Below are 25,191 nucleotides of genomic sequence, written 5' to 3' on the forward strand. Positions count from 1 at the left end.
AGCTCAGGTTTGCCAATCCCCGGCCGATAAGCTGAGCTCCTGGTTGTCGTGATCCTGCCGATTCCTGATAGATGATGTCGGGCAAAATGATGTGCCGGATTTGTCGTCATAAGTGTTTGTTAATCGCCTGAAAATAGTCTTAACTTGTGTGGTGCAATTGCCCCGGTGGGCACGGGAGACGATTCGTTATGGTCGTCATCCAGTGCATTCCATGTTGGATCGGGGCGGGTGACGGAGGCTGAATACCAGTATGACCCTGATTGTTGGCATGCTCATCGTTATAGGGTGTGTGGTCGGTGGCTTTATGGCGAGTGGCGGCGTTCTGCTCGCCCTTTGGCAGCCCTATGAGGTGCTGATCATTGCGGGGGGTGCGTTCGGTGCCTTCGTTATCGCCAACCCGATGCATACGGTTAAAACCGTATTCGGCAAACTGCCCAAGTTGCTCGGGGGCGGTGGTTTCAATAAAGCGTTCTACATGGATTTGTTGAGCCTGCTTTACGATTTGTTCGATAAATCGCGTAAGCAGGGCGTGATGGCGATCGAGGAAGATGTTGACAATCCCGCCGAGAGCCAGATCTTTACCCGCTATCCGGCCATCACGAAAATCGAGCCGTTGATGGCGTTCATCACGGATTACCTGCGCATTATCAGCGCCGGTAATATGGCGCCGCACGAGTTGGAAGGGTTGATGGATCAGGAGATCGAAACCCGTCTGCATGAACTCGAGGAGCCTTCCCACGCGGTCACCAAGGTTGCTGATGCATTGCCGGGCTTCGGTATCGTGGCGGCGGTTATGGGTGTGGTTATCACCATGGGAGCCATTGCCGGGCCTATCGAGGAAATTGGCCATCACGTCGGTGCTGCGTTGGTAGGGACCTTTATGGGTATCCTGCTGGCTTACGGGTTTGTCGGGCCGATGGCAACGTCGCTCGAGCATATGGCTCACGCCGAGATCAAGGCTTACGAGTGTGTTAAGGCGGCGATCCTCGCAACCATGGGCGGGCAGGCCCCGCAAATGGCTATCGAGTTTGGCCGGAAAACCCTGATGTCCGACAAGCGTCCTGGATTCCAGGAACTGAACGATCATGTGCGCTCCAAGTAAGCCGTGCTCGCTCATTTGATGTTCATTTGAAGTTTGTTCTTAAGCGGCGCGAGCCGCTTCCTGGAGAGGGGTAGTGGAAGATCGTCAGCCAATAATTGTCCGTCGGGTGAAGAAAGTGGTCGGCGGACACCATGGTGGTGCCTGGAAAGTGGCCTACGCCGACTTTGTCACGGCGATGATGGCGTTTTTCCTCGTGCTGTGGCTGATTGCGACCAGTACGCCGAAACAGCGGGCGGCGATCGAAGCCTATTTTCACAACCCCACTGGGTTCGTCAGCGGCGGTAGCGCACATCCCATTGACTTGAAGGGCAGCGCATCGGTGGTTCAGCAGACCTCTGCCGATCAAGCGCCGAATCAGATTACCATTCCCGAGAAGACCGTCACCCAGATGGCGGACACCATCGAGCAGCGGAAGATGCAGGATCTCCTGCAGGACCTGAAGAATAAGGTCGACACCGACAAAACCCTTCAAAAATTCAAGGACCAACTGCTGATTGATATCACCGACGAGGGGCTGCGGATCCAGATCGTGGATCGTTCCAAGCGTCCCATGTTCGATAGCGGCAGTGACGAGTTGAAATACTATTCCGAGGATTTGCTGTTCTCGTTGGCCAAGCTACTGGGCAAGCTGCCGAACAAGATCAGTATCACCGGTCACACCGACTCTTCGCCTTATGTCGGGCGTCCGGGTTATACCAACTGGGAGTTGTCGGCGGACCGTGCCAATGCGGCACGGCGAGCGTTGGTTGCCGGTGGCGTCTCACCCGACCAGATCGCCCGTGTGGAAGGCCTTGGCGATTCGGTGCCGTTCGACAAGTCGGATCCCACGGCGCCGGTCAATCGCCGAATCTCGATCATTGTGCTGAATAAGAAAACGGCCGAGAACATTCAGAAGAATGCCTCGGCAGGCGGTGACGCCCCGATCATCGATTTGACCAAGCCGACGCCTGGCCAGAGCAAGAATGCAGAAAAGTCACTGAAGGAAGGCGACTGGTTCAAGAGCGTCAAGCCGGACAAGCCGGGACCTGTGAAGTGGTAGTGGCCTGATGGCTACTGGCTATCTGTTATGACGTTGGACGACTGTTCGATATCGGTCAGGATTCGCTGAAAACTCTCTCGCCTTTGCAGCATCAGGCGCCCATCTTTGACCGCCTCATCCAACGCGCAACCGGGTTCGCCCTGATGCCGGCAGTTACGGAAACGGCAATGTCCGCTCAATGGGCGGATGTCTGTAAATCCCCATTCAAGCTGGTCCGGCGTGATATGCCAGAGTCCAAACTCGCGGATGCCGGGGGAGTCGATCAGGTCGCCCCCGCAAGGCAGGTGGAACAGTTTTGCCGTGGTGGTGGTATGGGTGCCTTTGCGGGTGGTTTCTGAAAGGGCGCCGATACGAATGTCCACGTCTGGTGCCAGCTGCTGGATCAGTGAGGATTTTCCGACACCCGACTGCCCGACGAAAACGCTGGTGCGATCGCGGACCAGGGCTTCGAGTTGGGCACGCTGATCGGCTCGTTTGGCAGATGTCTGCTCAACGGTGTAGCCCAAGGCCTGGTAGCGAGCCAGTAGGTCGAGTACCGGGTGTTCCGGCGAATCCTCCAGCAGGTCCGACTTGTTGAGCAACAGGACCGGCGGAATGCCGGTGGTCTCGGCGGCCACCAGATAGCGGTCGATCAGATTGGCATGCGGTGTCGGTTCGACCGCAATGACGATGATGATCTGGTCAATATTGGCGGCAACGGGCTTGAGCGCGCCATAATTGTCTGGTCGCAGCAGGACCGAGCGACGATCGCTGCGGGAGACCACGACGCCGCCCTGCTGATCATCGGCGCGCCAGGCCACGCGGTCACCCGTGACCAGGCTGTCGATGTTGGCTCGGATGTGGCAGCGGAAGAGTTCGCCTTTCTGGGCGCCTTCGAGCGCTTCGACATCCAGCTGGCGTCCGAAGTGCGCAATCACCAGTCCCGGCTGTTCCGGCCCCAGTTCCCCGGCTTGCAGGCGCCGGTCGATATCCTGCTCGCGTCGCTCGCTCCGGCGCGTGCGTTCTGACTGAATCTGGCGGATTCGTCGTTGCTGCTGCTGGTTGAGTCGTCGTTTTGCCATGGGTTCCTGTGGGCGCTCGGAATCTGGTGTAACATGATAACCGGCTTGGCAGCCCATCGCTTGCCTTTCACCGGGTTTCGTTTGAACGAGTGTGCTTGAAGCGTGTGGTTTCGGCCATAGTGCCTTTGGCAGATGTTTTTTTGATTGCGTGCACAGGAGTCCACAATCATGCCAGGTTTGGATCGTTTGATCTGGATCGATCTGGAAATGACCGGTCTGCACCCCGAGACCGACCGTATCCTCGAGATTGCCACCATCGTAACGGATGCTCAGCTCAATGTGATCGCGGAGGGGCCTGTTCTTGCGGTACACCAGTCCGACGAATTGCTGTCGGGCATGGATGAATGGTGCGTGCGTACCCATGGTGCGTCAGGTTTGACCGAGAGAGTCCGTCAAAGCACCTTGAGCGAATGTGCTGCGCAGCAGCAGACGCTGGACTTTCTTCGCCAGCACCTTGAAGCGGGTCAGTCCCCCATGTGCGGTAACAGTATCTGTCAGGACCGGCGTTTCCTGGCAAGCTACATGCCGGAACTTGAAGCTTTTTTCCACTACCGCAACCTCGACGTCAGCACCATCAAGGAACTGGCGAGGCGCTGGAAGCCCGCGGCCCTGTCCGGATTCAACAAGAAGGGTGCGCACCTGGCGCTGGACGATATTCGGGAATCCATTGCCGAATTGCGTCACTACCGGGAAACGTTCTTTAGTCTCTGACGTGGCCGGCGCAGGCCGGTTACCCGACACCGTGACGCGATAGGGCCCATTGGACATGTTCGCGAACCAGCGGGGATGGGTGGTCGGCTCGTTGCCTGAGCGCCTCGACAACGGGGATCGTTGTTGGTGCGTTGCCGAGTCCAACGGCCAGATTCCGTAGCCAGCTTTCATAGCCCGCGCGGCGGATCGCCGAACCTTCGGTGTTTCGTAGGAATGTCGCTTCATCCCACAAAAAAAGCTCGGCCAGTGTGCTGTTATCCAACTGATGGCGAGGGGAGAAGTCTGTTTCTGCAGTGGCGCGGCTGAAGCGGTTCCAGGGGCAGACCAACTGACAGTCGTCACAGCCAAACACCCTGTTGCCCATGGCCGCACGAAGTTCGGTCGGAATCGCCCCCTTCAGCTCAATCGTCAGGTACGAGATGCAGCGTCGGGCGTCCAGTTGGTAAGGGCCGACAAAGGCTTGGGTGGGACAGATATCCAGGCAGGCGCTGCACCGGCCGCAGTGTTCGGTCCTGTGCGGTTCGCTCAGCGGAATGGGCGCGTCGGTGAAAATTTCACCGAGAAAGAAAAAGGAGCCTGCGCGGCGGTTGAGCAGCATGGTGTTCTTGCCGATCCAGCCCATGCCGGCATTGCGGGCGACGGCACGCTCCAGTACTGGAGCGCTGTCGACAAAGGCGCGGTAGTGATAACCACTGACGGCTTCGTCGATTCGCTTCGCCAACTGTGCCAGCCGCTTACGGATCAACTTGTGATAATCACGCCCGAGGGCATACCGTGAGATGTAGGCGCGTTCGCGGTCCTGCAATACCTGGAGAGGGTTGTCCTGTGCGGGTAGGTAATCCATGCGCACTGAGATCAGCCGTCGGGTTCCCTCAACGAGGGCGTCGGGCTGGATGCGCTTGTCTCCATGCGCTCCCATGAAGGTCATTTCGCCCTGATAGCCGGCCGCAAGCCACTGCTTGAGGTGCTTGCCGTCCTCTCCCAGTTGGGTGTCGGTGATCCCGATTTCCTGAAAGCCCAGTTCCTGCGCCCATTGGCGAATCAGGTCAGGCAGGTCGCCCAAGGCGGCCTCATCGTGCGTGGCAGTGGCAGGATAATGATCTTGAGCCCCTGATTTGTTACGCTTTCCAGGCATCTCGCCCTCGTTTTTCAACCGAATGCTGTGACTGCGGATTTCCGATAACCATGATAACAGGCGAACACTCCAGATCCTCATTGCCCCACGCACTCTATCGTACCGAGTCGGTGCGGGCATTGGACCGCTATGCCATCGAACAAGGTGGCGTGCCGGGGTTTGAGCTGATGAGCCGGGCAGGGCGTCGTGCGTTCCGGCATCTCATGCGGCGCTGGCCACTGGCGCGGCACCTGACGGTGCTGTGTGGCGCGGGGAATAACGGAGGCGATGGCTACATCATGGCGGGCCTGGCTGTTGCGCAGGGGCTGTCGGTCCATTGCGTGGCTGTCGGGGATCCTGCCCGCCTGCAGGGGGATGCGCGCAGCGCCTGGGCCCAGGCTCAGGAGTTGGGTGTCCAGGTGCAAGGGATCGAAGCATCGTCATGGCGTGAATGCGTTGACGGTGCGGACGTTATCGTGGATGCGATGCTGGGCACCGGCCTGAGCGGTGAGGTCAGAGACCCTTATCGGACGGTGTTCGATTATGTCGCGCGGAGCGGGAAGCCCGTCCTGGCAGTGGATGTCCCGTCTGGACTCTGCAGCGACACAGGACGGGTACTCGGGCTGGCAATTCGGGCGGAATTGACGGTTACCTTTATTGGAATGAAGCAGGGGTTGCTGACCGCTGCGGCGCCCGATTACGTCGGTGAACTGGTCTTTGACGATCTCGGCGTTGGTGAAATGATTGAGGGGGTCGTGTCAGCCGACGCGACACGCTGTGACTGGCCATCTGTCGCGTCCCTTTTGCCGGAGCGCAAGGCCGCAAGTCATAAGGGGCTGTTTGGCCGGGTGCTGATCGTTGGCGGTGACTGTGGCATGGGCGGGGCGGCGATTCTGGCAGCGGAAGCGGCGGCTCGTACAGGGGCGGGGCTGGTTTATCTGGCCACGCGTCCCGAGCACGTAACGGCGGCCTTGACGCGTTGTCCGGACATCCAGGTAACGGGCGTCGAGCATGGCTCACAGCTGGATGCGCTGCTGGTGGGCAAGGATGTGGTCGTTGTCGGGCCTGGCCTGGGGCAGTCGGCTTGGGGGCAACAGATGCTGCAGCGGGTGATGGCCTGGGGCGGTCCCTGCGTGGCGGACGCGGATGCACTTAATCTCTTGTCGCGACCGGGCAAGGCGTTGCAGCGGGAGAATTGGATCTTGACGCCACACCCGGGTGAGGCGGCCCGAATGCTGGGAATCTCGACGGCAGAGATTGGCGCTGATCGGTTCTCCGCCGTATGCCGTTTAGCCCAATGCTGGGGTGGCGTTGCGGTGCTGAAAGGTGCCGGTACCTTGATAGCTTCCCGCGATGCGCCAGTGCAGGTTGCGACCACGGGCAACCCGGGTATGGCCAAGGGCGGTATGGGCGATGTGCTTTCGGGTATTTTGGGGAGCCTGCTGGCTCAGGGGCTTCCGGCTGCCGATGTCGCCTCATTGGGTGTGTGTTTGCACGGAGAGGCGGCGGATCGTCTGGTATCGTCATTCGGTTATCGCGGCCTGTTGCCGCAGGACCTGATCGCTGAGATCCCTTCGGTTCTTGCCCGGGCTGAAGCGATTGGAGTAGCCGGGGCATGAAGATAAACAATGGTGTCGACGGGATGGCTTGGGGAGATTGGGAGACGCTGGCGGATGCCGACGCGACCGAAGCCTGGGGGGCTGCCTTGGGCCGTGCCTGCGGGAACGGGGCGGTGGTGTACCTGTTTGGGGACCTCGGTGCAGGTAAGACGACACTGTGCCGCGGTTTGCTTCACGGTCTTGGGCATCAGGGGAATGTCAAAAGTCCGACCTATACCCTGGTTGAGCCCTACGAAGATATTCGGCCCCGTGTTTATCACTTCGACCTTTACCGGCTGGCCGATCCGGAGGAACTGGAGTTCATGGGCATCCGGGACTATTTTTCCGGTGAGCACCTGTGCTTGGTGGAATGGCCCCAGCGCGGGCAGGGATTGCTGCCGTCGGCGGATTGCGAAGTGGAGCTCCAGGTTGTCGGCACTCACCGACAGCTAAGGTGCAGGGCCTGTACCCGGGAAGGGAAGTCTATTGTGATGCGAATGCAGCAAGCGGTGCGGACATCTTAAAGGAGGCCCCGTCTGGGCGTGAAGCGAGTGTGAACAAGGAGAAGGTCTTGCAGCGCCGTTGGACGTTAGGGCGTCCAATCGGACTGACAATGATGCTGTTGATGCTCCTGATGGCGGGCAGTCGGCAGGCATGGGCGGAGACCCGCTTGAGCGACGCCCGCCTTTGGCCTGCGCCCGGGCATACCCGGCTTGTACTCGATCTTAGCGGCCGCATCGATCACAGCGTTTTCACGTTGGCCAAGCCTGACCGGCTGGTGATCGATATGCAGAATACCCGCCTGGCGGTTGACCTGACCCGCCTCAGCCTCAAAGGAACGCCGATTGAGGCGATTCGTAGTGCCCCCCGTAACGGGAACGACCTGCGGGTGGTGCTGGACCTGAGGCATCGTGTCTCACCCCGAAGCTTTCTGCTCGACCCCAATTCCCAGTATGGCTACCGGTTGATCGTCGACATGCAGGACCCCAATGTTCCTGACAATGACCAGACTGCCGTGATCAACGCATCCAGCGTGCAGGGCAAGCGGAATATCATTGTCTGTATCGATGCGGGGCATGGCGGCGAAGATCCCGGCGCGATAGGGCCGCATGGCTACAAGGAAAAGAATGTCACGTTGAGCATTGCCCGCGATCTCCAGGCGTTGGTCTCTGCGCAGCCGGGCTTCACCGCCAAGATGACCCGTACCGGCGATTACTACGTCGGCCTGCGGGACCGGACCCAGCTGGCGCGGAAGTACAATGCGGACATGTTTGTCTCGATTCATGCGGATTCCTACCCCAGTGCCTCCGCCGAGGGCGCGTCGGTTTACGCGCTGTCGCGGCGTGGTGCGACCAGCGAAACCGCGCGATGGCTGGCCCAGAGCGAAAACCGTGCTGACCTGATCGGTGGGGTGGGGGGTGTTTCGCTGGACGACAAGAGCAATACGCTGGCGCAGGTGCTGCTCGATCTTTCGATGACGGCAAGTATGAAGGCGAGCCTGGGTATTGGTAGAGATGTTCTCACCCAACTGGATGATGTGACGCAATTGCACCGGAATCACGTCGAACAGGCGGCTTTCGTAGTCCTGAAGTCACCGGATATTCCGTCGATTCTGGTGGAGTCCGGTTTTATCTCCAATCCCCAGGAGGAGCGCCTGCTGATTTCGCATAAGCATCAGCGTGCCATCGCCCATGCCATCTTCGAGGGCATTCAGGATTACTTCCAGAACTCGCCGCCGCCGGGCACACTGCTGGCGTCGGAGAAGCGTCAGAGCAGGACGGCTACCGCTGCACCTTTGCCGCGCCCCTCACCGTTGCAGCGTTATAAGGTGCGTAGCGGCGATACCCTGTCGAGCATTGCGCACCGTAGGCAGACTTCTGTGGATCGTTTGCGCAAACTTAACGGTCTCAATTCGGATGTGGTTGTTGTCGGTCAGGTATTGCAGGTACCGGCTTCCTGACTTCTGTCCCGGATGAGCGAAGGTCCGGGCTTCTGTTATCATCCCCACTTCTATTGCCTGATTAGTGAAGGTCCATGAGTCGCATCCAGTTACTGTCACCCAGACTTGCCAACCAGATTGCCGCCGGTGAGGTCGTTGAGCGACCAGCATCGGTCGTCAAGGAACTGTTGGAGAATGCCCTGGATGCCGGTGCGGGACGCGTCGAGGTGGATATCGAACAGGGGGGCGCGAAGCTGATTCGGATTCGGGACGATGGCGGTGGTATCGAACGAGACGATCTGCCGCTGGCACTCAGTCGCCATGCCACCAGTAAGATTGCCGAACTCGAAGACCTCGAGGCCGTCGCCTCACTTGGCTTTCGCGGCGAGGCGCTGGCCAGTATCAGCTCGGTGTCCCGCCTGTCGCTAACGTCGAGGCGACCGGAGGCCGAAGAAGCCTGGACGGTTGAGGTCGAGGGCCGCGATATGGCCGCGCAACTGTCGCCGGCGGCGCATCCCGTCGGGACGACCGTGGAAGTCCGTGACCTGTTTTTCAATACGCCGGCCCGGCGTAAGTTTATGCGCACGGAAAAGACCGAGTTTGGGCACATTGAAGAATGCCTGCGCCGCCAGGCGCTGGCGGCCTTCGATGTCGGTTTTACACTGCGTCATAACCAGCGGGGCATCCAGTCCTTGCGGCCGGCGACGGGGCAGGTGGACCGGGAGCGACGTATTGCTGCGCTTTGTGGAAAGCCCTTTATCGAGAATGCGGTGGCCATCGATGTGGAAGCGTCAGGTCTGCGTCTTTGGGGCTGGGTCGCACTGCCGACCTTTTCGCGCAGTCAGGCAGATCTTCAATATTTCTTCGTCAACCGCCGTGTGATCCGCGATCGATTGGTAGCGCATGCGGTGCGTCAGGCCTATCGGGATGTCCTGTACAACAATCGCCATCCGGCTTTTGTGCTCTATCTGGAGCTGGATCCGGCCAATGTCGACGTCAACGTGCACCCGACCAAGCATGAAGTACGGTTCCGCGATGGCCGCCTGGTGCACGATTTCATCTTCCGCAGCCTGCACCGGGTGTTGGCCGAAGTGCGGCCTGGCGACCAGATGCGTGGCGCCGTCTCCCAGTCTCTGGTGCGGGAGGAGGCGCAAGGCGGAGTGACGATTCCGTCAGTGGCCTATCGGCCAGAGACGGCAGCGGCCGAGGTGGTTCCGGCAGTGCGCGAGCAAATGGCCTTTTATCAGGCGCTGCATGGGAATGAGGGGGCGGTGTCTACAGATGGGCCCGAAGCGTCGGCCCCGGCTGCCGGCTATTCACCGGCGTCCCCTTCGCCGTCATTTACGTCACAGCCGCTGCCCACGTCGCCGAATGGCGACAACAGCCAGCCTCTCGGTTATGCGATCGCCCAACTGCATGGCATCTATATCCTGGCACAAAGCGCACAGGGTCTCATTGTCGTGGATATGCATGCTGCTCACGAGCGGATTACGTACGAGCGGATGAAAAGGGCATTGGCCGAGCAGGGCCTTAAAAGCCAACCGCTGCTGGTTCCCTTGAGCCTGGCGGTGAGTCAGCGCGAGGCCGATCTGGCGGAAACGCATGCTGCCGACTTGCTGACCCTGGGGTTGCAGGTGGAGCGCATGGGGCCGGAAACGCTTGTGGTCAGACAGATTCCTGCGTTGTTACGGGGCGCGGATGTCGAAAGCCTGATTCGGGATGTGGTGTCCGATCTGGCCGAAAATGGACGCAGCGATCGTGTCGAGGCCGTGACTCACGAATTGCTGGCAACCATGGCCTGCCATGGTTCCGTCAGGGCTAACCGGCAATTGACCATCCCGGAAATGAATGCCTTGTTGAGGGATATGGAGGCGACGGAACGTAGCGGTCAATGTAACCACGGTCGCCCCACCTGGACGCTGGTCACGATGGGCGAGCTCGATAAGCTTTTCCTGCGGGGGCGTTGATGAGCCATCACGATTCCCGTCCGCCAGCGATTTTCCTGATGGGGCCGACGGCGTCGGGCAAGACTGATCTTGCTGCAGAACTGTGCGAAGCGCTGCCTTGCGATGTGATCAGCGTCGATTCGGCGATGATCTATCGGGACATGGATATTGGTACGGCGAAACCGACACCGGATGAGCTGGCTCGTACGCCCCACCGCTTGATCGATATTCGGGATCCGGCTGAATCCTACTCCGCAGCGGATTTTCGAACGGACGCCTTGCGGGAGATGGCCGAGATTTCGGCTGCCGGGCGTATTCCGCTGTTGGTGGGCGGAACCATGATGTACTTCAAGACGTTGCGCCAGGGCATTGCGAATATGCCAGCGGCCGATCAGGCCATTCGTGCCCGTCTGGAATCCGAAGCGTCGGAGCGCGGCCTGGAGTCTTTGCACGCGCGACTGCGCGAGCTCGACCCCGAGGCGGCAGAAGCGATTCATCCCAATAATCGTCAGCGGCTGTTGCGGGCCCTGGAAGTCATTGAGTTGTCAGGGCGGCCCATTTCTGCAATTTGGCGTGACGGTGGAGATGACAATAGTCAGGAAAATGGTAAATACGTCCAATGGCGAGAAGACGGGAACTCGGCGCTGCCGTATAATGTCTTGCAGATAGCGTTGTTACCGGAACAACGCCCCCTGTTACACCGTCGAATCGATGAACGTTTCCAGAAGATGCTGGAGTCCGGATTGATCGATGAAGTTGCTGCGCTGAAGGCGCGCGGTGACTTGAATTTGTCGATGCCCTCCATGCGGTGTGTGGGATACCGGCAGGTCTGGGAATATCTTGACGGCATGCTGGATCGGAGCGAGATGGTTGAGCGCGCTTCAGCAGCGACCCGGCAGTTGGCCAAGCGTCAATTGACCTGGTTGCGAGGGTGGCCGGAGCTACACAGTTTGTCTTCCAATGACTCCGGAAACATACGTATGGCCTTGAAATTGATCCATGCGCACACCACATTGGAAAATCAGTGTTAGACGAACTGAAAAAAAACGGTATTCTGTCACAGGACGACGACGCAACACTGTTTCCCGACTCAGAATTTGGCTTGCGGCCGAGTTTCTTCAGGCCTGCCGTATCGATGATCTGCAGCATCAATAACAGGAGATAAAAAGATGTCAAAAGGGCACTCTTTACAAGACCCTTACCTGAATGCCTTGCGCAAGGAGCGAATTCCCGTATCCATCTTTCTGGTAAACGGGATTAAGCTGCAAGGTCAGATCGAGTCTTTCGACCAGTTCGTGATTCTACTCAAGAACACAGTCAGTCAGATGGTCTACAAACATGCCATTTCCACGGTGGTTCCGGCGCGTAATGTCCGGTTGCCCCAACAGAATCCCGCTGGGGAATCTGAAGGAGAAGGCAACGTCTGACCGGCGCTGGAAAGCGGCTGCATGATGCGGCGGTTTTCCGGAACCTCTTAAAGACGGAGTTTTCCCTACTTGTTCGAACGTCCTGATGTCGGTGAACGGGCAATACTCGTTCACCTAGACTTTCCCTCCGACACCGAATCCGAAGACCCCGGTGAATTTGCCGAATTGGTTGCTTCGTCAGGTGTCGAAGCCATGGAATTGGTGCGTGGTACACGCAATCAGCCCAGTTCCCGCTATTTCGTCGGCGAAGGTAAGCTGGAAGAAATCCGCGAAGCGGTCCTTCTGCACGGTGCCGATGTTGTCCTATTCAATCATTCGTTAAGCCCCAGCCAGGAACGCAACCTGGAGAAGGCCTTGCAGTGCCGTGTTCTCGATCGGACCGGCGTGATCCTGGATATCTTTGCCCAGCGGGCGCGCACGCACGAAGGTAAGTTGCAGGTCGAGCTGGCACAGCTTGAACACATGTCGACACGCCTGGTGCGAGGCTGGACTCACCTTGAGCGACAAAAAGGTGGTATCGGCCTGCGCGGCCCGGGTGAAACCCAGTTGGAAACGGACCGCCGATTGCTGCGCGGCCGGATCAAATCGATCCATAAGCGCCTGGACAAGGTGCGCCGGCAGCGCGATCAGGGGCGCCGGGCGCGTAAGCGCGCGGATATTCCCTCGGTGTCGCTCGTAGGCTACACCAATGCCGGCAAGTCAACGCTGTTCAATCGGCTTACGTCATCTTCGGTCTATGCGGCAAACCAGTTGTTTGCAACCCTGGACCCGACGCTGCGGCGTCTGGATTTGCCCGATGTGGGGCCGATTGTCCTCGCCGATACGGTAGGTTTTATCCGCCATCTTCCGCACAAACTGGTCGAGGCTTTCAGGGCCACACTGGAAGAGACGGTTGAAGCGACCCTCTTGCTGCATGTCGTTGATTGTCATGACGAACGCCGCGATGAAAATATCGAGCAAGTCGAATCGGTATTGACCGAGATCCACGCCGATGAAGTGCCCCGCCTGGAAGTTTTCAACAAGGTTGACCTGTTGGAGGACTTTTCGCCGAGGGTCGATCGCAATGATGAGGGCGTGCCGGTGCGGGTTTGGCTGTCTGCGGTGACCGGTGCAGGCCTGGATTTGCTCCTGGATGCCGTCAGTGAGCGGCTCGCCGAAGACGTCATTCACGAAGGCTTTGTGCTGGAACCACAGCAGGGGCGTTTGCGCGCGGCGTTATATCAGGCCGGCGGCGTGGTGAGGGAGCAGGCGCTGGATGATGGTAATACCTTTGTGGAGGTACGTCTTCAGTTGCGGGATTGGCGCCAACTGCTCAGTCGTCTTGGAATATCTGACGAAAGCCTGCCGCAGTTACCGTTTGCTGAGTGGCCTGGGGCGATCGACGTTGTCAGTCGCCACCACGCCTGACCCACGGTTGCTGTTGTGGGCCAGAACACATAGTATTTGCAGTCATTTGGGCGATGTGGGTTTTAGCCGTCGCTGTTTTAAATGGGTTTAATGGAGAACGTTATGGCCTGGAATGAACCGGGTGGAAACAACAAGGATCAGGACCCCTGGGGGAGTGGTAAGCGGGGGAACGATCAAGGTCCGCCGGATTTGGACGAAGCCTTGCGTAAAGGGCTGGATAAGCTGAATCGTCTGCTTGGCGGCGGCAAGTCCGGTGGTGGCGGTTCCCAGAACCGGAGTGGTGGTTCCGGGTACGGTTTTCTTTTTGCGCTGATAGGGATTCTTCTTGTCGTGTGGGTTGCCTATCAGTCGTTCTATACCGTCGATGAACGGGACAGGGCCATCGTTCTGCGTTTTGGTCAGTATTACCAGACTCAGCAACCTGGTTTGCATTTCCGTATCCCCTGGGTCGATGAGGTCCATATCGTTCCGGTAACCAACGTTAATTCCTTCTCCGTCCGGGGTGAAATGCTCACGGAAGACGAGAATATCGTTGATGTGAACCTGTCCGTTCAATATGTCGTCAGCGATCCCAAGGCGTATGTTCTGAATATCCGCGACGGCGTGCAGGCACTGCAATACGCCACTGACAGCGCCTTGCGCCACGAAGTGGGCAGCATGGCGTTCCAGGACGTGATTACTGAAGGTCGCGCAGAGCTGGGGGTGAATGTCGAGAAGCGTTTGCAAGGCTTCCTGAACGAGTATCGCGCCGGTCTGCGGGTCCTTAAGGTCAACGTTGAAAGCACTCAGCCTCCCCAGGAAGTGCAGGACGCCTTCCAGGATGTGCAGCGGGCGAAAGAAGATGAACAGCGCGCACAGGAAGAAGCCGAGACATACCGTAACAAGGTTGTTCCGGAAGCGCGCGGTAAGGCTCAGCGTATCCTTCAGGACGCCCAGGCGTACAAGCAGCAGGTGGTCGATCAGGCAACCGGTGATGCGTCTCGCTTCGACAAGATCCTGACGGCCTACAAGATGGCGCCAAGCGTGACCCGTGAACGCCTGTATCTGAGTGCGATGGAAAAAATCATGGGTGACAGCAGTAAGGTCATGTTGAACACTCGCTCCGGCGACAACGTCATTTTCCTGCCTCTGAACCGGCTAAGTCAGGGGGCTAACGGCACTCCTGTTGCGTCGGGTAACGATGACGGCAATGGCGACCTTTCCAGCAGCGAAGTTCAGGCGCTGACGGACAAGGTGGTGAACGAGTTGCGTTCACGTCAGGAAAATTCTGGCCGGAGGGGGCGTTAATATGCAGTCCAAATCCGTGATTGCGGTTGTTGTGGCGTTGGTGGTTCTGCTGCTGGTGTCGTCAACCCTCTACATCGTGCCGGCAACCCATCGGGCCGTCGTGTTGCGTTTTGGCAGCGTCGTTGAGGCCGATGTCAAACCGGGCCTGCACGTCAAGGCGCCGCTGATCGATAAGGTGCGCCAGTATGATGTGCGGGTACTTACGCTGGACTTGCCGACGCACGAATATCTGACGGCGGAGAAGAAACCGTTGGATGTGGATTCCTATGTCGTCTGGCAGATTTCCAATGTGCTGCAGTTCTATAAAGCGACTGGGGGCGACGAGCTGCAGGCTGTGCAGTTATTGTCCGCCCGGATCGACAACGGGCTGCGTGACCAGTTTGGTATCCGCACCATGCATGAAGTGGTTTCCGGGGAGCGGGACCAGTTGATGACCGAGCTGACCAAGCAGGTCGATAAGTTGACTGAGCAGGAGTTTGGTATCCGTGTCGTGGATATCCGCATCAAGGCCATCGATCTGCCAAAACAGGTGAGCGAGAACGTCTTCAAGCGTATGCGTACGGAGCGGCAGAAGGAAGCTCAGCAGCACCGTTCCAGCGGACAGGAAATGGCCGAAGGTATCCGGGCTGATGCCGATCGCCAACGTACGGTAATTCTGGCGACGGCTTATGCCAAGTCCCAGGAACTGCGTGGTGAGGGCGATCAGCAGGCGTCGGAGATCTATGCAAAGGCTTACGGCAAGGATCCGGAATTCTACCGATTCTTCAAAAGTCTGCAGGCTTACGAGAAGGCCTTTGCGAACAAGCATGACACCTTGGTTCTCGATGGTAACAGCGACTTTATGCGTTACTTCAATGACCTGCTGGGCAAAGGGGTGAAAACCGCACCAGCCCGGTGATGGTGGCGATATCGAAAACCGGAGCGTCGAGTGGCGTTCCGGTTTTTTTGTGGCTCCGATCCCTGTAAAATCTGGGCCCTTTGGGGCGCTGCCGTGAGGACCTGCCGAGTCAGGTGCTTGGCACGCGTCGGCCTTCGTCCGGCCTGGCGACATGCCGGTAGTGACGAGAGGGTGAAAGTTCGATGTGGCAGGAACTGGCAATAGGCTTCAGTCTGATGCTGGTCATCGAAGGGATCATTCCCTTTCTGTACCCTCAGCGTTGGAAGAACATGGTGCAGACCTTGGCCCGGATCGATGACCGAACCATGCGTATTATGGGTTTGATCAGCATGCTCGCCGGTACGGGCCTGCTGTATCTGGTGCACTGACAGACGGATTTCATGTAATGACCGTATCCGATCGCTGGTTGCTGCCCGACGGTGTGGAAGACATTCTTCCGCCTCAGGCGGCGCGTATCGAGCAATTGCGTCGTACCTTGCTGGACACCTGGCAACGCTGGGGTTACCAGCAAATCATCCCACCGCTGATTGAGTACCTGGAATCCCTGTTGACGGGAACCGGGACCGATCTGGCGCTACAGACTTTCAAATTGACCGATCAGCTGTCCGGGCGCTTAATGGGAGTGCGGGCTGATACCACGCCACAGGCCGCCCGTATCGATGCCCACAGCCTGCATCGTCAGGGCGTTTCCCGTCTTTGTTACTGCGGTCATGTGGTGCATACGCGTCCGGCACACATGTTGACCGGGCGTACGCCTCTGCAGGCTGGGTGCGAGCTCTTTGGGAGCGCCTCTGCCGAGGCAGATCAGGAGATTATTATCCTGATGTTGGAGACGCTGCATGCCGCGGGTCTTGAGCAGATTCACCTGGATCTCGCCCATGTGGCAGTGGTTCAGGGGCTTCTGGCCGGCATTGATGCAGACGCCGAAACGCAGGCCGCGATTTTCGATGCCGTGCGTCGCAAGTCGATTCCCGAACTGGACGAGCTTCTGGGTTCGGCGCCGGCAGGTTCCGCCGGGGAGCAGTTGCGGGCGCTAGCCCGCCTCAGCGGGGGGCCTGAAGTCCTCGAGGAAGCCCGCCGCATCCTGAAAGAGGCCAATCCGTCGGTTCAGGATGCATTGGCGGAGCTGGCGAACACGGCTGAAATGATTTCCAAGGCTTATCCGCATCTGGAAATGGGTTTCGATTTCTGTGAGCTGCGGGGCTACAACTATCATACCGGGCTTGTCTTTGCGGCATTCGTGCCGGGAGAGGGGCAGGCTGTTGCTCAGGGCGGTCGTTATGATTCGGTCGGACGGGACTTCGGCCGCGCCCGGCCGGCGACAGGGTTCAGTGTTGATTTGCGCCTGCTTGTCGCGGTGCACGGCCCGTCGGAGGACGCTATGCCAAAGGCTATCTGGGCACCGGCGCTCGCGGAAGTCGGGTTGAGAGTGAAGATTGCTGAGCTGCGCCAGAAGGAAACCGTCATACAGGCATTACCGGGAGATCTTGAAACGCCGGCCGATCTCGGGTGTGACCGGGTACTGGTGCAGCGTGACGGTCAATGGCAGGTCGAAGTATTGAATTCATGAGCCGGCCATTACCGGCGCAAGGTTTAATCAAGCGGGGCTAGAGAACATCATGGGCAAGAACGTTGTAGTACTGGGGACGCAATGGGGCGACGAAGGCAAGGGTAAGATCGTCGACCTGCTGACCGACCAGGTCGCGACCGTTGTGCGTTTTCAGGGCGGGCACAACGCGGGACATACTTTGGTCATTGACGGCCAGAAAACCGCGCTGCACCTGATCCCGTCCGGCATACTGCGTGAGCATGTCCAGTGCCTTATCGGTAATGGCGTGGTGTTGGCACCGGATGCCCTGCTGGAAGAGATGCGCCAGTTGGAGCAGCGTGGCGTCGATGTTCGCGATCGTCTGCGTATCAGTCTGGCCTGTCCGCTGATACTGCCGGTGCATAAGGCGCTGGATATCGTGCGTGAGCAGGCACGGGGCAACGCCAAGATCGGTACCACCGGCCGGGGAATCGGCCCTGCCTATGAAGACAAGGCGGCACGGCGTGGACTGCGTGTTGGGGACCTGTGCGACAACACCAGGCAGTTCGGGGAAAAACTGCGGGAAGTGATGGATTACCATAACTTCATCCTGCGTGGTTATTACCAGGCAGAAGCCGTCGACTATAAGCAGACGTTGGACGACATGCTGGCCTACGCCGAGGAAATCCTGCCGCTGACGGCGGACGTGACGGACATTCTGCACGCAAAACGGAAAGAAGGCGCAAACATCCTGTTTGAGGGTGCTCAAGGCTCGCTGCTGGATATCGATCTGGGCACCTATCCCTACGTGACGTCTTCCAACACAACGGCGGGTGGTACCGCCACCGGCAGCGGCTTCGGTCCGCTTTACCTGGATTATGTCCTGGGGATTACCAAGGCTTATACCACCCGTGTCGGTTCCGGTCCTTTCCCGACCGAGCTGTTCGACGACGTTGGTAAGCGACTGGCCTCCAAGGGACATGAATTCGGCACAACAACCGGTCGTGCGCGCCGTTGCGGCTGGTTCGATGCTGTTGCCTTGCGCCATGCTATCCAGATCAACAGCATCTCAGGTATCTGCCTGACCAAGCTGGATGTTCTTGACGGCCTGGAAACGGTCAAGGTCTGTACCCATTACCGTACGCCCTCAGGTGACCTCTCCCGGCCGCCTATCGGTTGCGATCACTACGCAGAGATCGAGCCGATCTACGAGGAACTGCCCGGCTGGCAGGAAAGCACCGTGGGACTGCGTTCCTTCGATGAATTACCGGCGAATGCGCAGGCCTATATCCGTTTCCTGGAGCAGCAGATCGAGGCGCCCATCGACATCATCTCCACCGGTCCGGACCGTGTGGAAACGATTACGCTGCGCCATCCATTCCTGAGCTGATTCGGGTTGTGGACCTAAAAGGCCGGCCCCAAGGGGCCGGCCTTTTCCGTTTGGGGCTAGCCGGGTTTTCGGGCAATAAACGTGGCTCTTAGCGGCGCCGGATAACCTTCTATGGTGCGGCTGGGGTTTTCCGGGTCGAGGAAGTCTGCCAGTGACTGGAACTGCATCCAGTCAGTCGAACGCTGTTCATCCACTGAGGTTTGGTTGAGGTCCACCTGGCGGATATCTTCGAAGCCGAGTCGGCCTAACCATTGGCTAAGGGTCGGACAACTGGGGATGAACCAGACGTTGCGCATCATGGCGTACCGGTCTTTCGGCATCAGCGCATAGCCTTCGTCGCCTTTGACGACCAGTGTCTCCAATACCAGTTCCCCGCCAGGGCGCAAGGCATCCATCAGCTCCTGGAGATGATCCAGTGGCGAGCGGCGGTGATAGAGTACGCCCATTGAGAAAACCGTATCGAACCAGCCCAGTCTTTCCGGGAGATCTTCCATCCGAATCGGAAGCAGGTCGACCGGGACCTCTCCGAGATAGCCTTTTACTGCAAGAAACTGCATCAGGAAGAGCAGGCTGGGATCAACGCCCACAACGCGCGCTGCGCCTTCGCCATACATGCGCCAGCAGTGATAACCTGACCCGCACCCCACATCCAGGATGCGCCGGCTTTTGAGCGGCGACAGGTGTGGAGCGACTCTTTCCCATTTCCAGTCCGAATGCCATTCGGTGTCGATGTGAATGCCGAAGAAGTCGAAGGGCCCTTTGCGCCAGGGCATTAGCCCTCGTAAGCCGGTTTCCAGCGCGTCACGATCAGCGTCATCCAGTGCGGTGTCTGCATGGAGCCTGATGGCGCTCTGGCGAAGGTCGGCTCGTACTGCTTCGACCTTCGGCAATGTGGCCAGGGCGGTCTGCCAGCGTGCGAGATCGCCGTGTATGCGCTCCTCGAAGCGTGTCATGAGTTGCTGTTGCAACCGGTCGGCCCAATCCGTTTGTCCTTCTTGGGCCAAGGTGTTCAGCAGGGGCGCAAAGCATTGGCGCCAGTCCAGTGTTTTCATGGTGAATCAGAGCGAATCGCCAGCAGGGACATAAAGTTAAAGCATTGATACCAGAGGACGACATGCTCGAAGCCCGCCTGGTGTAGTCGCTCCTTGTGAGCATCGATCGTTTCGGGAATCAGAACCCGTTCGAGCGCCGAGCGTTTCTGGCTGATTTCCAGCTCGCTATAGCCGTTGGCGCGCTTGAAGTCGTAGTAGAGTTCCTCCTGGCGTTCCTGTTCGTCAGAGTCGGCGAAGCAGATCTTCTCCGAAAGGACCAGGACGCCGCCCGGACGCAGCCCGTCGTGGATGCGGTGCAGTAACGGGAGCCGGTCTTCAGGGCTGACGAACTGTAACGTGAAGTTCAGCGTCACGATAGAGGCGTTTTCGATAGCGGTTTCGCGAATATCCGCGCATTTCAACTCCACTGGCGTCGGCGCGTCATCGAGTGCGATGAAATGTTCGCAGCGTTCGATCATATCGGTGGAATTATCGATGCCTACGATGCGGCAGCCCGGTGCGTTGATGCCGTGGCGCATGGCGAGGGTGGCGCCACCGAGAGAGCAGCCGAGGTCATAGCACAGGGAGTCCGGCTGAGCGTAGCGGGATGCGATGACGCCGATCATGGGCAGAATCAGCGTGTATCCCGGGACAGAGCGACGGATCATGTCCGGGAAAACGCGGGCGACCGCTGCGTCGAAACGAAATTTACCTATCTCGGTCCGGGCGTTGGCGAATACCCGGTCGATGTCATCGGCCTTGGAGGGCAGCGTGGGGCTGTCTGGCATCCGATATCTCCTGAAATTCTCTGGCCTCAGGCCGCGACGGCGCCGCGTCGGCTGGCCGGAAAGATACGCATTTGGGCGACCAGCATGCCGGTCAGCATCAGCCCGCAACCCAGCAACCCCTTGAAGGGCAGGGTTTCATTCAGGAACAGCCAGCCACCGATAACCGCGAACATGGATTCCAGGCTGAGAATCAGCGCGGCGTGGCTCGGCTGAGCCCATTGCTGTGCAACGACCTGCAATGTGTAGGCGATACTGGTCGACATCAGGCCGGTATACAGCAGTGCGGCCCCCGCTGCCTGAATGGCCTCAAGGCTGATCGACTCGGTAGCCAGCCCGATGATCAGACTCAGGATGCCTGTTACATAGAACTGGATGATCGACAGTCGGATGGCGCTGACCTTGGGCGATAGCCATCCGATCACCAATACATGGGCTGTCCAGAACAGGGCGCCGATCAGCTCCAGCGTGTCTCCCCAGCTCATCTTGAAGTCGCCGTGGATACTGAGCAGGTACAGGCCGATCAACGTGCATACGGCGCCAACCCAGGTTTCTGAGGATATCCGGTGGCCGATAAAGAGACCTGTCATTGGGACCAGGACGATATAGAGACCGGTGATGAAGCCCGCTTTTCCTGCCGAGGTATATTGCAGGCCGATTTGCTGGAGCGATGCGCCGGCAAAAAGGACGACGCCAGCGATCAGTCCTCCCCACCACACGAGAGAGGTTTTGACCTCAGCGTGTCGTACCGCGGGGGTGTGACGGTAATACCAGAGCACTGGCAGCAGTGTGGTGGCACCCAGCAGAAACCTTAGCCCGTTGAACGAGAAGGGGCCCAGGTGCTCCATACCCGTCCGTTGACCGACGAAAGCAAACCCCCAGATGGCGGCGGTCAGGAGCATTAAACCGTTGGCGATCAGCCGTTGCCGTGTTGAACTCACTGGACGTCCCCCTTATGCGCCGTCGCCGGCGGTACCGGCACACAACGAATGCCGCGGTTGCGGTAGTCGACCAAAAGACCCTTCATGTGGGGGTCGGCATCGGAGGCGATGACCACGTAGTCGTTCTGGCACTCGATATGGACGTTGGACGGCTTGGGTGACAACCGGTGCCCCTCGCCTGCCTTGAGGTAGATGGCGTGGAAGTCACCAACTGTTGTTGTCTGCTTATTGTTGTTGTGCTGGATAAGCCCATAGAAATCGAGGGCCAGAACGGTGCCGATGACGGCAATGAGTGCCGTTACCAGTAGCGCGCGGGCAGAGTATTGATCTCTCTTTTCTGTCATGTGAACGGGCTCTCCATTTCAATGGCGGGCAGCGGCACGGGCTCGCTGCCGACCACCGTATAAGCAGTTTCAGGGTTGTCCGGGCCTGGCCAGCGCAGGCGACTGGAGGGTGGCAAGTTGTTCTCGGAGCGCCAGGATATGATCCGCCCAGAATCGATCCTGTCCAAACCAGGGGAAGCTGCGAGGGAACGCCGGATCTTCCCAGCGATGGGCCAGCCAGGCAGTGTGCGTGACCAGGCGTCGCGCGCGTAAAGGCTCGATCAGCAAACGTTCCCGGTACGGAAAATCCCGAAACATTTCATAGCCTTCGAGTAATTCGGCAAACTGGCCGGCCTGTTCGTCCGGTGAACCGTTGAACAGCAGCCAAAGATCCTGAATCGCGGGGCCGTTGCGGGCGTCGTCAAAATCGACGAACAGCATCTGTTCCTGGCGCACCAGCATATTGCCGGCATGGCAGTCGCCATGCAGCCTTATCGTCTCGTAGGTACCGGCTTCCGTAACGAGCCGGTCGCACCATAACAGGATGTCCCGGACCAGGGTTTCATAACTGGCGCGCAAATCTTTGGGAATCCAGTTGCCGTCCAGCAAAAAGCGTTGATCCTCATCGATCTGCTCGACGATCCGGATAGTGGGGCGCTCCTCGAAAAGGTGCGTAGCCCCGACGGCATGAATACGTCCCAGCCATTGACCGAGCCGATAGAGCGTATCCTGCTCGCTGACGTCCGGTGCCTGGCCGCCGCGCTGGGGAAACAGGCAAAACAGGAAATCCCCCGCGTGCCCGAGTGTCTGGCCGTTGGCCAGCGGCAGGGGGGCGATGACCGGGATCTCCGCTTCCACGAGCTCCTGGCAGAAGCGGTGTTCCTCGAGAATTTGAGATTCGCTCCAACGTTGGGGGCGATAGAATTTGGCGATGACCGGCGTCTCGTCCTCGATGCCCACTTGGTAGACGCGGTTTTCATAGCTGTTCAGCCCGAACAGGCGGCCATTGACCCGGTAACCTTCGGCCTCGATAGCATCGAGAACGAGATCGGGCGTCAGCGCGTCATAAGGGTGGGGAGATGGGGTCATGGTGTACTTCAGAAGTCAAAAGGTGTTCTGGCGCTGTGTTTTTCCAGGCCGGCGAGGTAGTACCAGTTTTGATCCAGCTCCCAACGGATATGTCGGATATAGGGGCTGGCCAGCACGATTTCACTGGAGCGGGCCTGCAGGCGTGCGAATTCGCGCTCCGCATGTTGCCAGTCCGGGCTGTCGTCACTGGTGGAGCGGAGTTTTGGGTATAGATACTGTAAAGCCTGGTGCGTCGTGATGTTCGGTGAACGCAGGGTGCTCATGACCGCCGTGCTGCCATCGACACGCAGTACCCTGAATGGATAAGGGTAGTGACGCAGCTCCGTATCGCTACGGATGGCTTCGTTGAGGCGGATGACGACGAAGCCGCGCCAGCCCAACCAGGACACGAAGATGGCCGCAACCACCATTACCAGGATAAATTGTTTGCGATCCGACATGATCTCAACCGTTCTCTCGTGGCTGGCAGCGTGATGTCCCAAGCCGCCTATTATAGCCCGGAAACCCCTGTGAAGGGAGTTCAATCAGGCGCTTTAATCCCCGTTCCAATCCGCCTATAGTTTGTCCTCGATGGTCCCGAACAATGTAGTGGGCGCCTGCATTGGCATGGCCGCTCCGGGGACTCGGCGGTCTTAGGAGTGATGGGCGCTGAAACGTGAATCTGTTTCGATTGATTTAAGGAGCCAAGATGGCCAAGCGCAACTACGACATTGTTCTATTTGGAGCAACTGGCTTTACCGGCGAGTTGACAGCCGAATACTTGGCGCGGGCCATGTCCCGAGAGTCTTTCAACTGGGCGGTGGCGGGCCGTAATGCCGATAAGCTTGCCAGGGTATGTCGCCGGCTCGAATCGATCAACCCGGATTGTCGTGGCAAGGTTGGGCAGATTGTGGCAGATGTGGGGGATCCCGCGTCGCTGGCGGCCATGACAGCGCAGGCGAGGGTCGTGATCACGACGGTGGGACCTTATATCCACTTTGGGGAGCCGCTGGTAAAAGCCTGTGTGGAGCAGGGCACGGATTATGTGGACCTGACGGGGGAACCCGAATTCGTCGATAACATGATTCACCGTTATGGCGAGAAAGCCCGCGATAATAAGGTTCGTATCGTCAACAGTTGCGGTTTCGATAGTATCCCCCATGATTTGGGCGTCTGGTTCACGGTGCAGGAACTGACCCGGGACATGACCCGGAAAGCAGCGGCGGAGCAGCGTATTCAGGTCGAGGGTTTCGTGCGGGCTTCGGGCACCTTTTCCGGTGGTACCTGGCATTCCGCCATTCACGCCTTTTCCCGGTATCGGGAATTCATGAAAGAGAAGAAGGCGCATGGCAAGCCGCAGGGGCAGCGCGACCGCCGTCGCCTGATTCGGGCGATCCCGCCAAGCCTTCATTTTCACAAGGATCTCAATGCCTGGGCGGTGCCCTTCCCCACCATTGACCCACAGGTCGTGCGTCGTTCTGCACGGGAGCTGGACGATTACGGGCGTGAGTTCAGCTACGGCCATTATGTACAGGTGCGTAAGTTGCCCAAGGTGATCGCCGGAGGCGCCTTTGTGAGCGGCGTGTTCCTGCTGTCCCAACTGAAAATGACCCGAAACTGGCTGCTGTCGTTTAAATCCCAAGGCGATGGGCCTTCGCGGAAACAGATCGAACGGGCCTGGTTCAAGGTCACGTTCAAGGGCGAAATGGGGGACCGCCGGATCAAGACGATGGTGCGTGGTGGTGACCCCGGCTATGGTGAAACATCGAAGATGCTGGCCGAATCGGCGCTATGCCTGGCTTTGGATCGCCGGCGCCTGAACCCTGTATATGGTGTGGTTACGCCGGCGTCGGTCATGGGGCGTCCTCTCTACGAGCGTTTGCAGTCAGCGGGGATCGAGTTCCGGGTGCTCGAATTGTCGCCCTGACTATCCAGGCGACATCAGCGACCGGCCGGTTCTGGCGAGGGTCCAGACCTCAACCTGCTGGCAACCGCCTTTTCGCAGGAGTTCCGCCAGTGCGGTTGCTGTCGCGCCGGTTGTGAAAACGTCGTCGATCAGCGCCACATGTCGTGGTGGCTTGCCGGTCAGCCGAAAGGCTCCGCGCAGGTTGCCCAACCTTTCGGTTCGGCTCAACCCGGTTTGTGTTCTCGTGGCGCGCGTCCTTTCTATCAGTCGGTAATGAACGGGGATGGTGAGCGCTGTCCCCAGCCATTCGGCAATTTCCGCGGCCTGATTGAAGCCCCGGCCCCAAAGCCTTCGGCGGTGCAAAGGGCAGGGGATCAATCCTTCCGGCCTCACGGTCTCTTCAGCCAAACGCCTGGCTAACTCCTCCGCCAATGCCCGTCCGTAAGCTCTCTGGCCACCAAACTTGTAGCGCTGTATCAGCGAATTTGCCGGGTGGGCATAAAGGCAGAGGCTTTTGACGCTGTCGAAAGGGGGCGGCCTGTGCAGGCACTCGCCGCACAGCAGGTGGGGCGTTTCTTCGATGCCCGTTAGTGGGAGCCCGCATTGTGCGCAGGCTTGGCGACAGTAAGGCAGGTCGTTTGCGCAGCCTCGACAGAGTCCGCTCGGACTGTCTGGGCGCTGGCAGAGTAC

Annotated in this window: 25 protein-coding genes; 16 read left to right on the forward strand and 9 right to left on the reverse strand. The window is 58.8% G+C overall.

Annotated elements, in window-relative coordinates:
• Positions 1 to 250: 250 nt before the first annotated feature.
• Entirely contained in the window at positions 251 to 1,102 is an 852-nt protein-coding gene (motA, locus tag CLR77_RS07640; RefSeq protein WP_097460046.1) for a flagellar motor stator protein MotA, read from the forward strand.
• A 73-nt stretch (positions 1,103 to 1,175) separates the two neighbouring features.
• The gene (gene motB, locus CLR77_RS07645) at positions 1,176 to 2,141 is read left to right on the forward strand and encodes a flagellar motor protein MotB (protein WP_097460047.1); all 966 of its coding nucleotides are present in this window, start codon (positions 1,176 to 1,178) and stop codon (positions 2,139 to 2,141) included.
• 11 nt (positions 2,142 to 2,152) lie between these two features.
• On the opposite strand, the gene rsgA is transcribed toward motB, so the two are convergent.
• Positions 2,153 to 3,202: a small ribosomal subunit biogenesis GTPase RsgA gene (rsgA, locus tag CLR77_RS07650; RefSeq protein ID WP_097460048.1), complete on the reverse strand. Its 1,050-nt coding sequence runs from the start codon at positions 3,200 to 3,202 to the stop codon at positions 2,153 to 2,155.
• Between the two features lie 168 nt (positions 3,203 to 3,370).
• On the opposite strand from rsgA, the gene orn reads away from it, so the two are divergent.
• The gene (gene orn / locus CLR77_RS07655) at positions 3,371 to 3,913 is read left to right on the forward strand and encodes an oligoribonuclease (RefSeq protein WP_097460049.1); all 543 of its coding nucleotides are present in this window, start codon (positions 3,371 to 3,373) and stop codon (positions 3,911 to 3,913) included.
• A 19-nt stretch (positions 3,914 to 3,932) separates the two neighbouring features.
• Here orn and queG read toward each other — a convergent pair whose 3' ends face one another.
• Positions 3,933 to 5,048, reverse strand: coding sequence for a tRNA epoxyqueuosine(34) reductase QueG (gene queG, locus CLR77_RS07660; RefSeq protein ID WP_097460050.1), 1,116 nt, complete (start codon positions 5,046 to 5,048; stop codon positions 3,933 to 3,935).
• Between the two features lie 50 nt (positions 5,049 to 5,098).
• On the opposite strand from queG, the gene CLR77_RS07665 reads away from it, so the two are divergent.
• The 12 genes from CLR77_RS07665 (at position 5,099) to CLR77_RS07720 (ending at position 18,447) form a co-directional block, all read left to right on the forward strand.
• On the forward strand, positions 5,099 to 6,646 hold the full coding sequence (locus tag CLR77_RS07665) for an NAD(P)H-hydrate dehydratase (RefSeq protein ID WP_097460051.1): 1,548 nt from the start codon (positions 5,099 to 5,101) through the stop codon (positions 6,644 to 6,646).
• Between the two features lie 23 nt (positions 6,647 to 6,669).
• Positions 6,670 to 7,149: a tRNA (adenosine(37)-N6)-threonylcarbamoyltransferase complex ATPase subunit type 1 TsaE gene (tsaE, locus tag CLR77_RS07670; protein ID WP_097460469.1), complete on the forward strand. Its 480-nt coding sequence runs from the start codon at positions 6,670 to 6,672 to the stop codon at positions 7,147 to 7,149.
• Positions 7,150 to 7,250: 101 nt separating this feature from the next.
• A complete protein-coding gene (locus CLR77_RS07675) occupies positions 7,251 to 8,585 on the forward strand; it encodes an N-acetylmuramoyl-L-alanine amidase (RefSeq protein WP_264754685.1) in 1,335 nt (444 codons plus the stop codon).
• A gap of 74 nt (positions 8,586 to 8,659) precedes the next feature.
• Positions 8,660 to 10,531, forward strand: coding sequence for a DNA mismatch repair endonuclease MutL (mutL, locus tag CLR77_RS07680; RefSeq protein ID WP_097460052.1), 1,872 nt, complete (start codon positions 8,660 to 8,662; stop codon positions 10,529 to 10,531).
• The gene (gene miaA, locus CLR77_RS07685) at positions 10,531 to 11,541 is read left to right on the forward strand and encodes a tRNA (adenosine(37)-N6)-dimethylallyltransferase MiaA (RefSeq protein WP_097460053.1); all 1,011 of its coding nucleotides are present in this window, start codon (positions 10,531 to 10,533) and stop codon (positions 11,539 to 11,541) included. Before mutL ends, miaA begins: the two co-directional genes overlap by 1 nt.
• Before the next feature lie 138 nt (positions 11,542 to 11,679).
• On the forward strand, positions 11,680 to 11,937 hold the full coding sequence (hfq, locus tag CLR77_RS07690) for an RNA chaperone Hfq (RefSeq protein WP_097460054.1): 258 nt from the start codon (positions 11,680 to 11,682) through the stop codon (positions 11,935 to 11,937).
• 69 nt (positions 11,938 to 12,006) lie between these two features.
• Complete coding sequence (gene hflX / locus CLR77_RS07695) at positions 12,007 to 13,344, forward strand: ribosome rescue GTPase HflX (protein ID WP_097460055.1); 1,338 nt, start codon at positions 12,007 to 12,009, stop codon at positions 13,342 to 13,344.
• Positions 13,345 to 13,446: 102 nt separating this feature from the next.
• Positions 13,447 to 14,631: an FtsH protease activity modulator HflK gene (gene hflK / locus CLR77_RS07700; protein WP_097460056.1), complete on the forward strand. Its 1,185-nt coding sequence runs from the start codon at positions 13,447 to 13,449 to the stop codon at positions 14,629 to 14,631.
• A gap of 1 nt (position 14,632) precedes the next feature.
• The gene (hflC, locus tag CLR77_RS07705; protein WP_097460057.1) at positions 14,633 to 15,529 is read left to right on the forward strand and encodes a protease modulator HflC; all 897 of its coding nucleotides are present in this window, start codon (positions 14,633 to 14,635) and stop codon (positions 15,527 to 15,529) included.
• A gap of 182 nt (positions 15,530 to 15,711) precedes the next feature.
• Positions 15,712 to 15,897 (forward strand): DUF2065 domain-containing protein, encoded by a 186-nt coding sequence (locus tag CLR77_RS07710; protein ID WP_097460058.1) that lies wholly within the window; start codon positions 15,712 to 15,714, stop codon positions 15,895 to 15,897.
• 17 nt (positions 15,898 to 15,914) lie between these two features.
• Entirely contained in the window at positions 15,915 to 17,099 is a 1,185-nt protein-coding gene (locus CLR77_RS07715) for an ATP phosphoribosyltransferase regulatory subunit (RefSeq protein ID WP_097460059.1), read from the forward strand.
• A 49-nt stretch (positions 17,100 to 17,148) separates the two neighbouring features.
• Positions 17,149 to 18,447, forward strand: a complete 1,299-nt coding sequence (locus CLR77_RS07720) for an adenylosuccinate synthase (RefSeq protein ID WP_097460060.1) — start codon at positions 17,149 to 17,151, stop codon at positions 18,445 to 18,447.
• A gap of 56 nt (positions 18,448 to 18,503) precedes the next feature.
• On the opposite strand, the gene cmoB is transcribed toward CLR77_RS07720, so the two are convergent.
• From cmoB to CLR77_RS07750, 6 genes are all read right to left on the reverse strand, one after another.
• Positions 18,504 to 19,499 (reverse strand): tRNA 5-methoxyuridine(34)/uridine 5-oxyacetic acid(34) synthase CmoB, encoded by a 996-nt coding sequence (gene cmoB, locus CLR77_RS07725; protein ID WP_097460061.1) that lies wholly within the window; start codon positions 19,497 to 19,499, stop codon positions 18,504 to 18,506.
• Positions 19,496 to 20,266, reverse strand: a complete 771-nt coding sequence (gene cmoA, locus CLR77_RS07730; RefSeq protein ID WP_097460062.1) for a carboxy-S-adenosyl-L-methionine synthase CmoA — start codon at positions 20,264 to 20,266, stop codon at positions 19,496 to 19,498. The genes cmoB and cmoA overlap by 4 nt, the downstream gene beginning before the upstream one ends.
• 26 nt (positions 20,267 to 20,292) lie before the next feature.
• On the reverse strand, positions 20,293 to 21,204 hold the full coding sequence (locus CLR77_RS07735; protein WP_227519846.1) for a DMT family transporter: 912 nt from the start codon (positions 21,202 to 21,204) through the stop codon (positions 20,293 to 20,295).
• Positions 21,201 to 21,548: a kinase gene (locus CLR77_RS07740; RefSeq protein ID WP_097460063.1), complete on the reverse strand. Its 348-nt coding sequence runs from the start codon at positions 21,546 to 21,548 to the stop codon at positions 21,201 to 21,203. The genes CLR77_RS07735 and CLR77_RS07740 overlap by 4 nt, the downstream gene beginning before the upstream one ends.
• A 69-nt stretch (positions 21,549 to 21,617) precedes the next feature.
• The gene (locus CLR77_RS07745; protein ID WP_097460064.1) at positions 21,618 to 22,616 is read right to left on the reverse strand and encodes a serine/threonine protein kinase; all 999 of its coding nucleotides are present in this window, start codon (positions 22,614 to 22,616) and stop codon (positions 21,618 to 21,620) included.
• 8 nt (positions 22,617 to 22,624) lie between these two features.
• Complete coding sequence (locus CLR77_RS07750) at positions 22,625 to 23,056, reverse strand: hypothetical protein (protein WP_097460065.1); 432 nt, start codon at positions 23,054 to 23,056, stop codon at positions 22,625 to 22,627.
• 248 nt (positions 23,057 to 23,304) lie between these two features.
• Between CLR77_RS07750 and CLR77_RS07755 the strand changes: the two genes are divergently transcribed.
• Positions 23,305 to 24,522, forward strand: coding sequence for a saccharopine dehydrogenase family protein (locus CLR77_RS07755; RefSeq protein ID WP_097460066.1), 1,218 nt, complete (start codon positions 23,305 to 23,307; stop codon positions 24,520 to 24,522).
• Here the strand turns inward: CLR77_RS07755 and CLR77_RS07760 are convergent, their stop codons facing one another.
• Positions 24,523 to 24,909 (reverse strand): ComF family protein, encoded by a 387-nt coding sequence (locus CLR77_RS07760; protein ID WP_143269377.1) that lies wholly within the window; start codon positions 24,907 to 24,909, stop codon positions 24,523 to 24,525.
• Positions 24,910 to 25,191: the final 282 nt, after the last annotated feature.

This window comes from Mangrovitalea sediminis, from assembly GCF_002514725.1.
GTDB lineage: Bacteria > Pseudomonadota > Gammaproteobacteria > Pseudomonadales > Oleiphilaceae > Mangrovitalea > Mangrovitalea sediminis.

Coding starts and splice junctions, on each gene's coding strand:
- motA (WP_097460046.1), top strand. CDS start 251: ATGACCCTGATTGTTGGCATGCTCATCGTTATAGGGTGTGTGGTCGGT.
- rsgA (WP_097460048.1), bottom strand. CDS start 3,202: ATGGCAAAACGACGACTCAACCAGCAGCAGCAACGACGAATCCGCCAG.
- orn (WP_097460049.1), top strand. CDS start 3,371: ATGCCAGGTTTGGATCGTTTGATCTGGATCGATCTGGAAATGACCGGT.
- queG (WP_097460050.1), bottom strand. CDS start 5,048: ATGCCTGGAAAGCGTAACAAATCAGGGGCTCAAGATCATTATCCTGCC.
- CLR77_RS07665 (WP_097460051.1), top strand. CDS start 5,099: ATGATAACAGGCGAACACTCCAGATCCTCATTGCCCCACGCACTCTAT.
- tsaE (WP_097460469.1), top strand. CDS start 6,670: ATGGCTTGGGGAGATTGGGAGACGCTGGCGGATGCCGACGCGACCGAA.
- CLR77_RS07675 (WP_264754685.1), top strand. CDS start 7,251: ATGCTCCTGATGGCGGGCAGTCGGCAGGCATGGGCGGAGACCCGCTTG.
- mutL (WP_097460052.1), top strand. CDS start 8,660: ATGAGTCGCATCCAGTTACTGTCACCCAGACTTGCCAACCAGATTGCC.
- miaA (WP_097460053.1), top strand. CDS start 10,531: ATGAGCCATCACGATTCCCGTCCGCCAGCGATTTTCCTGATGGGGCCG.
- hfq (WP_097460054.1), top strand. CDS start 11,680: ATGTCAAAAGGGCACTCTTTACAAGACCCTTACCTGAATGCCTTGCGC.
- hflK (WP_097460056.1), top strand. CDS start 13,447: ATGGCCTGGAATGAACCGGGTGGAAACAACAAGGATCAGGACCCCTGG.
- hflC (WP_097460057.1), top strand. CDS start 14,633: ATGCAGTCCAAATCCGTGATTGCGGTTGTTGTGGCGTTGGTGGTTCTG.
- CLR77_RS07710 (WP_097460058.1), top strand. CDS start 15,712: ATGTGGCAGGAACTGGCAATAGGCTTCAGTCTGATGCTGGTCATCGAA.
- CLR77_RS07715 (WP_097460059.1), top strand. CDS start 15,915: ATGACCGTATCCGATCGCTGGTTGCTGCCCGACGGTGTGGAAGACATT.
- CLR77_RS07720 (WP_097460060.1), top strand. CDS start 17,149: ATGGGCAAGAACGTTGTAGTACTGGGGACGCAATGGGGCGACGAAGGC.
- cmoB (WP_097460061.1), bottom strand. CDS start 19,499: ATGAAAACACTGGACTGGCGCCAATGCTTTGCGCCCCTGCTGAACACC.
- cmoA (WP_097460062.1), bottom strand. CDS start 20,266: ATGCCAGACAGCCCCACGCTGCCCTCCAAGGCCGATGACATCGACCGG.
- CLR77_RS07740 (WP_097460063.1), bottom strand. CDS start 21,548: ATGACAGAAAAGAGAGATCAATACTCTGCCCGCGCGCTACTGGTAACG.
- CLR77_RS07745 (WP_097460064.1), bottom strand. CDS start 22,616: ATGACCCCATCTCCCCACCCTTATGACGCGCTGACGCCCGATCTCGTT.
- CLR77_RS07750 (WP_097460065.1), bottom strand. CDS start 23,056: ATGTCGGATCGCAAACAATTTATCCTGGTAATGGTGGTTGCGGCCATC.
- CLR77_RS07755 (WP_097460066.1), top strand. CDS start 23,305: ATGGCCAAGCGCAACTACGACATTGTTCTATTTGGAGCAACTGGCTTT.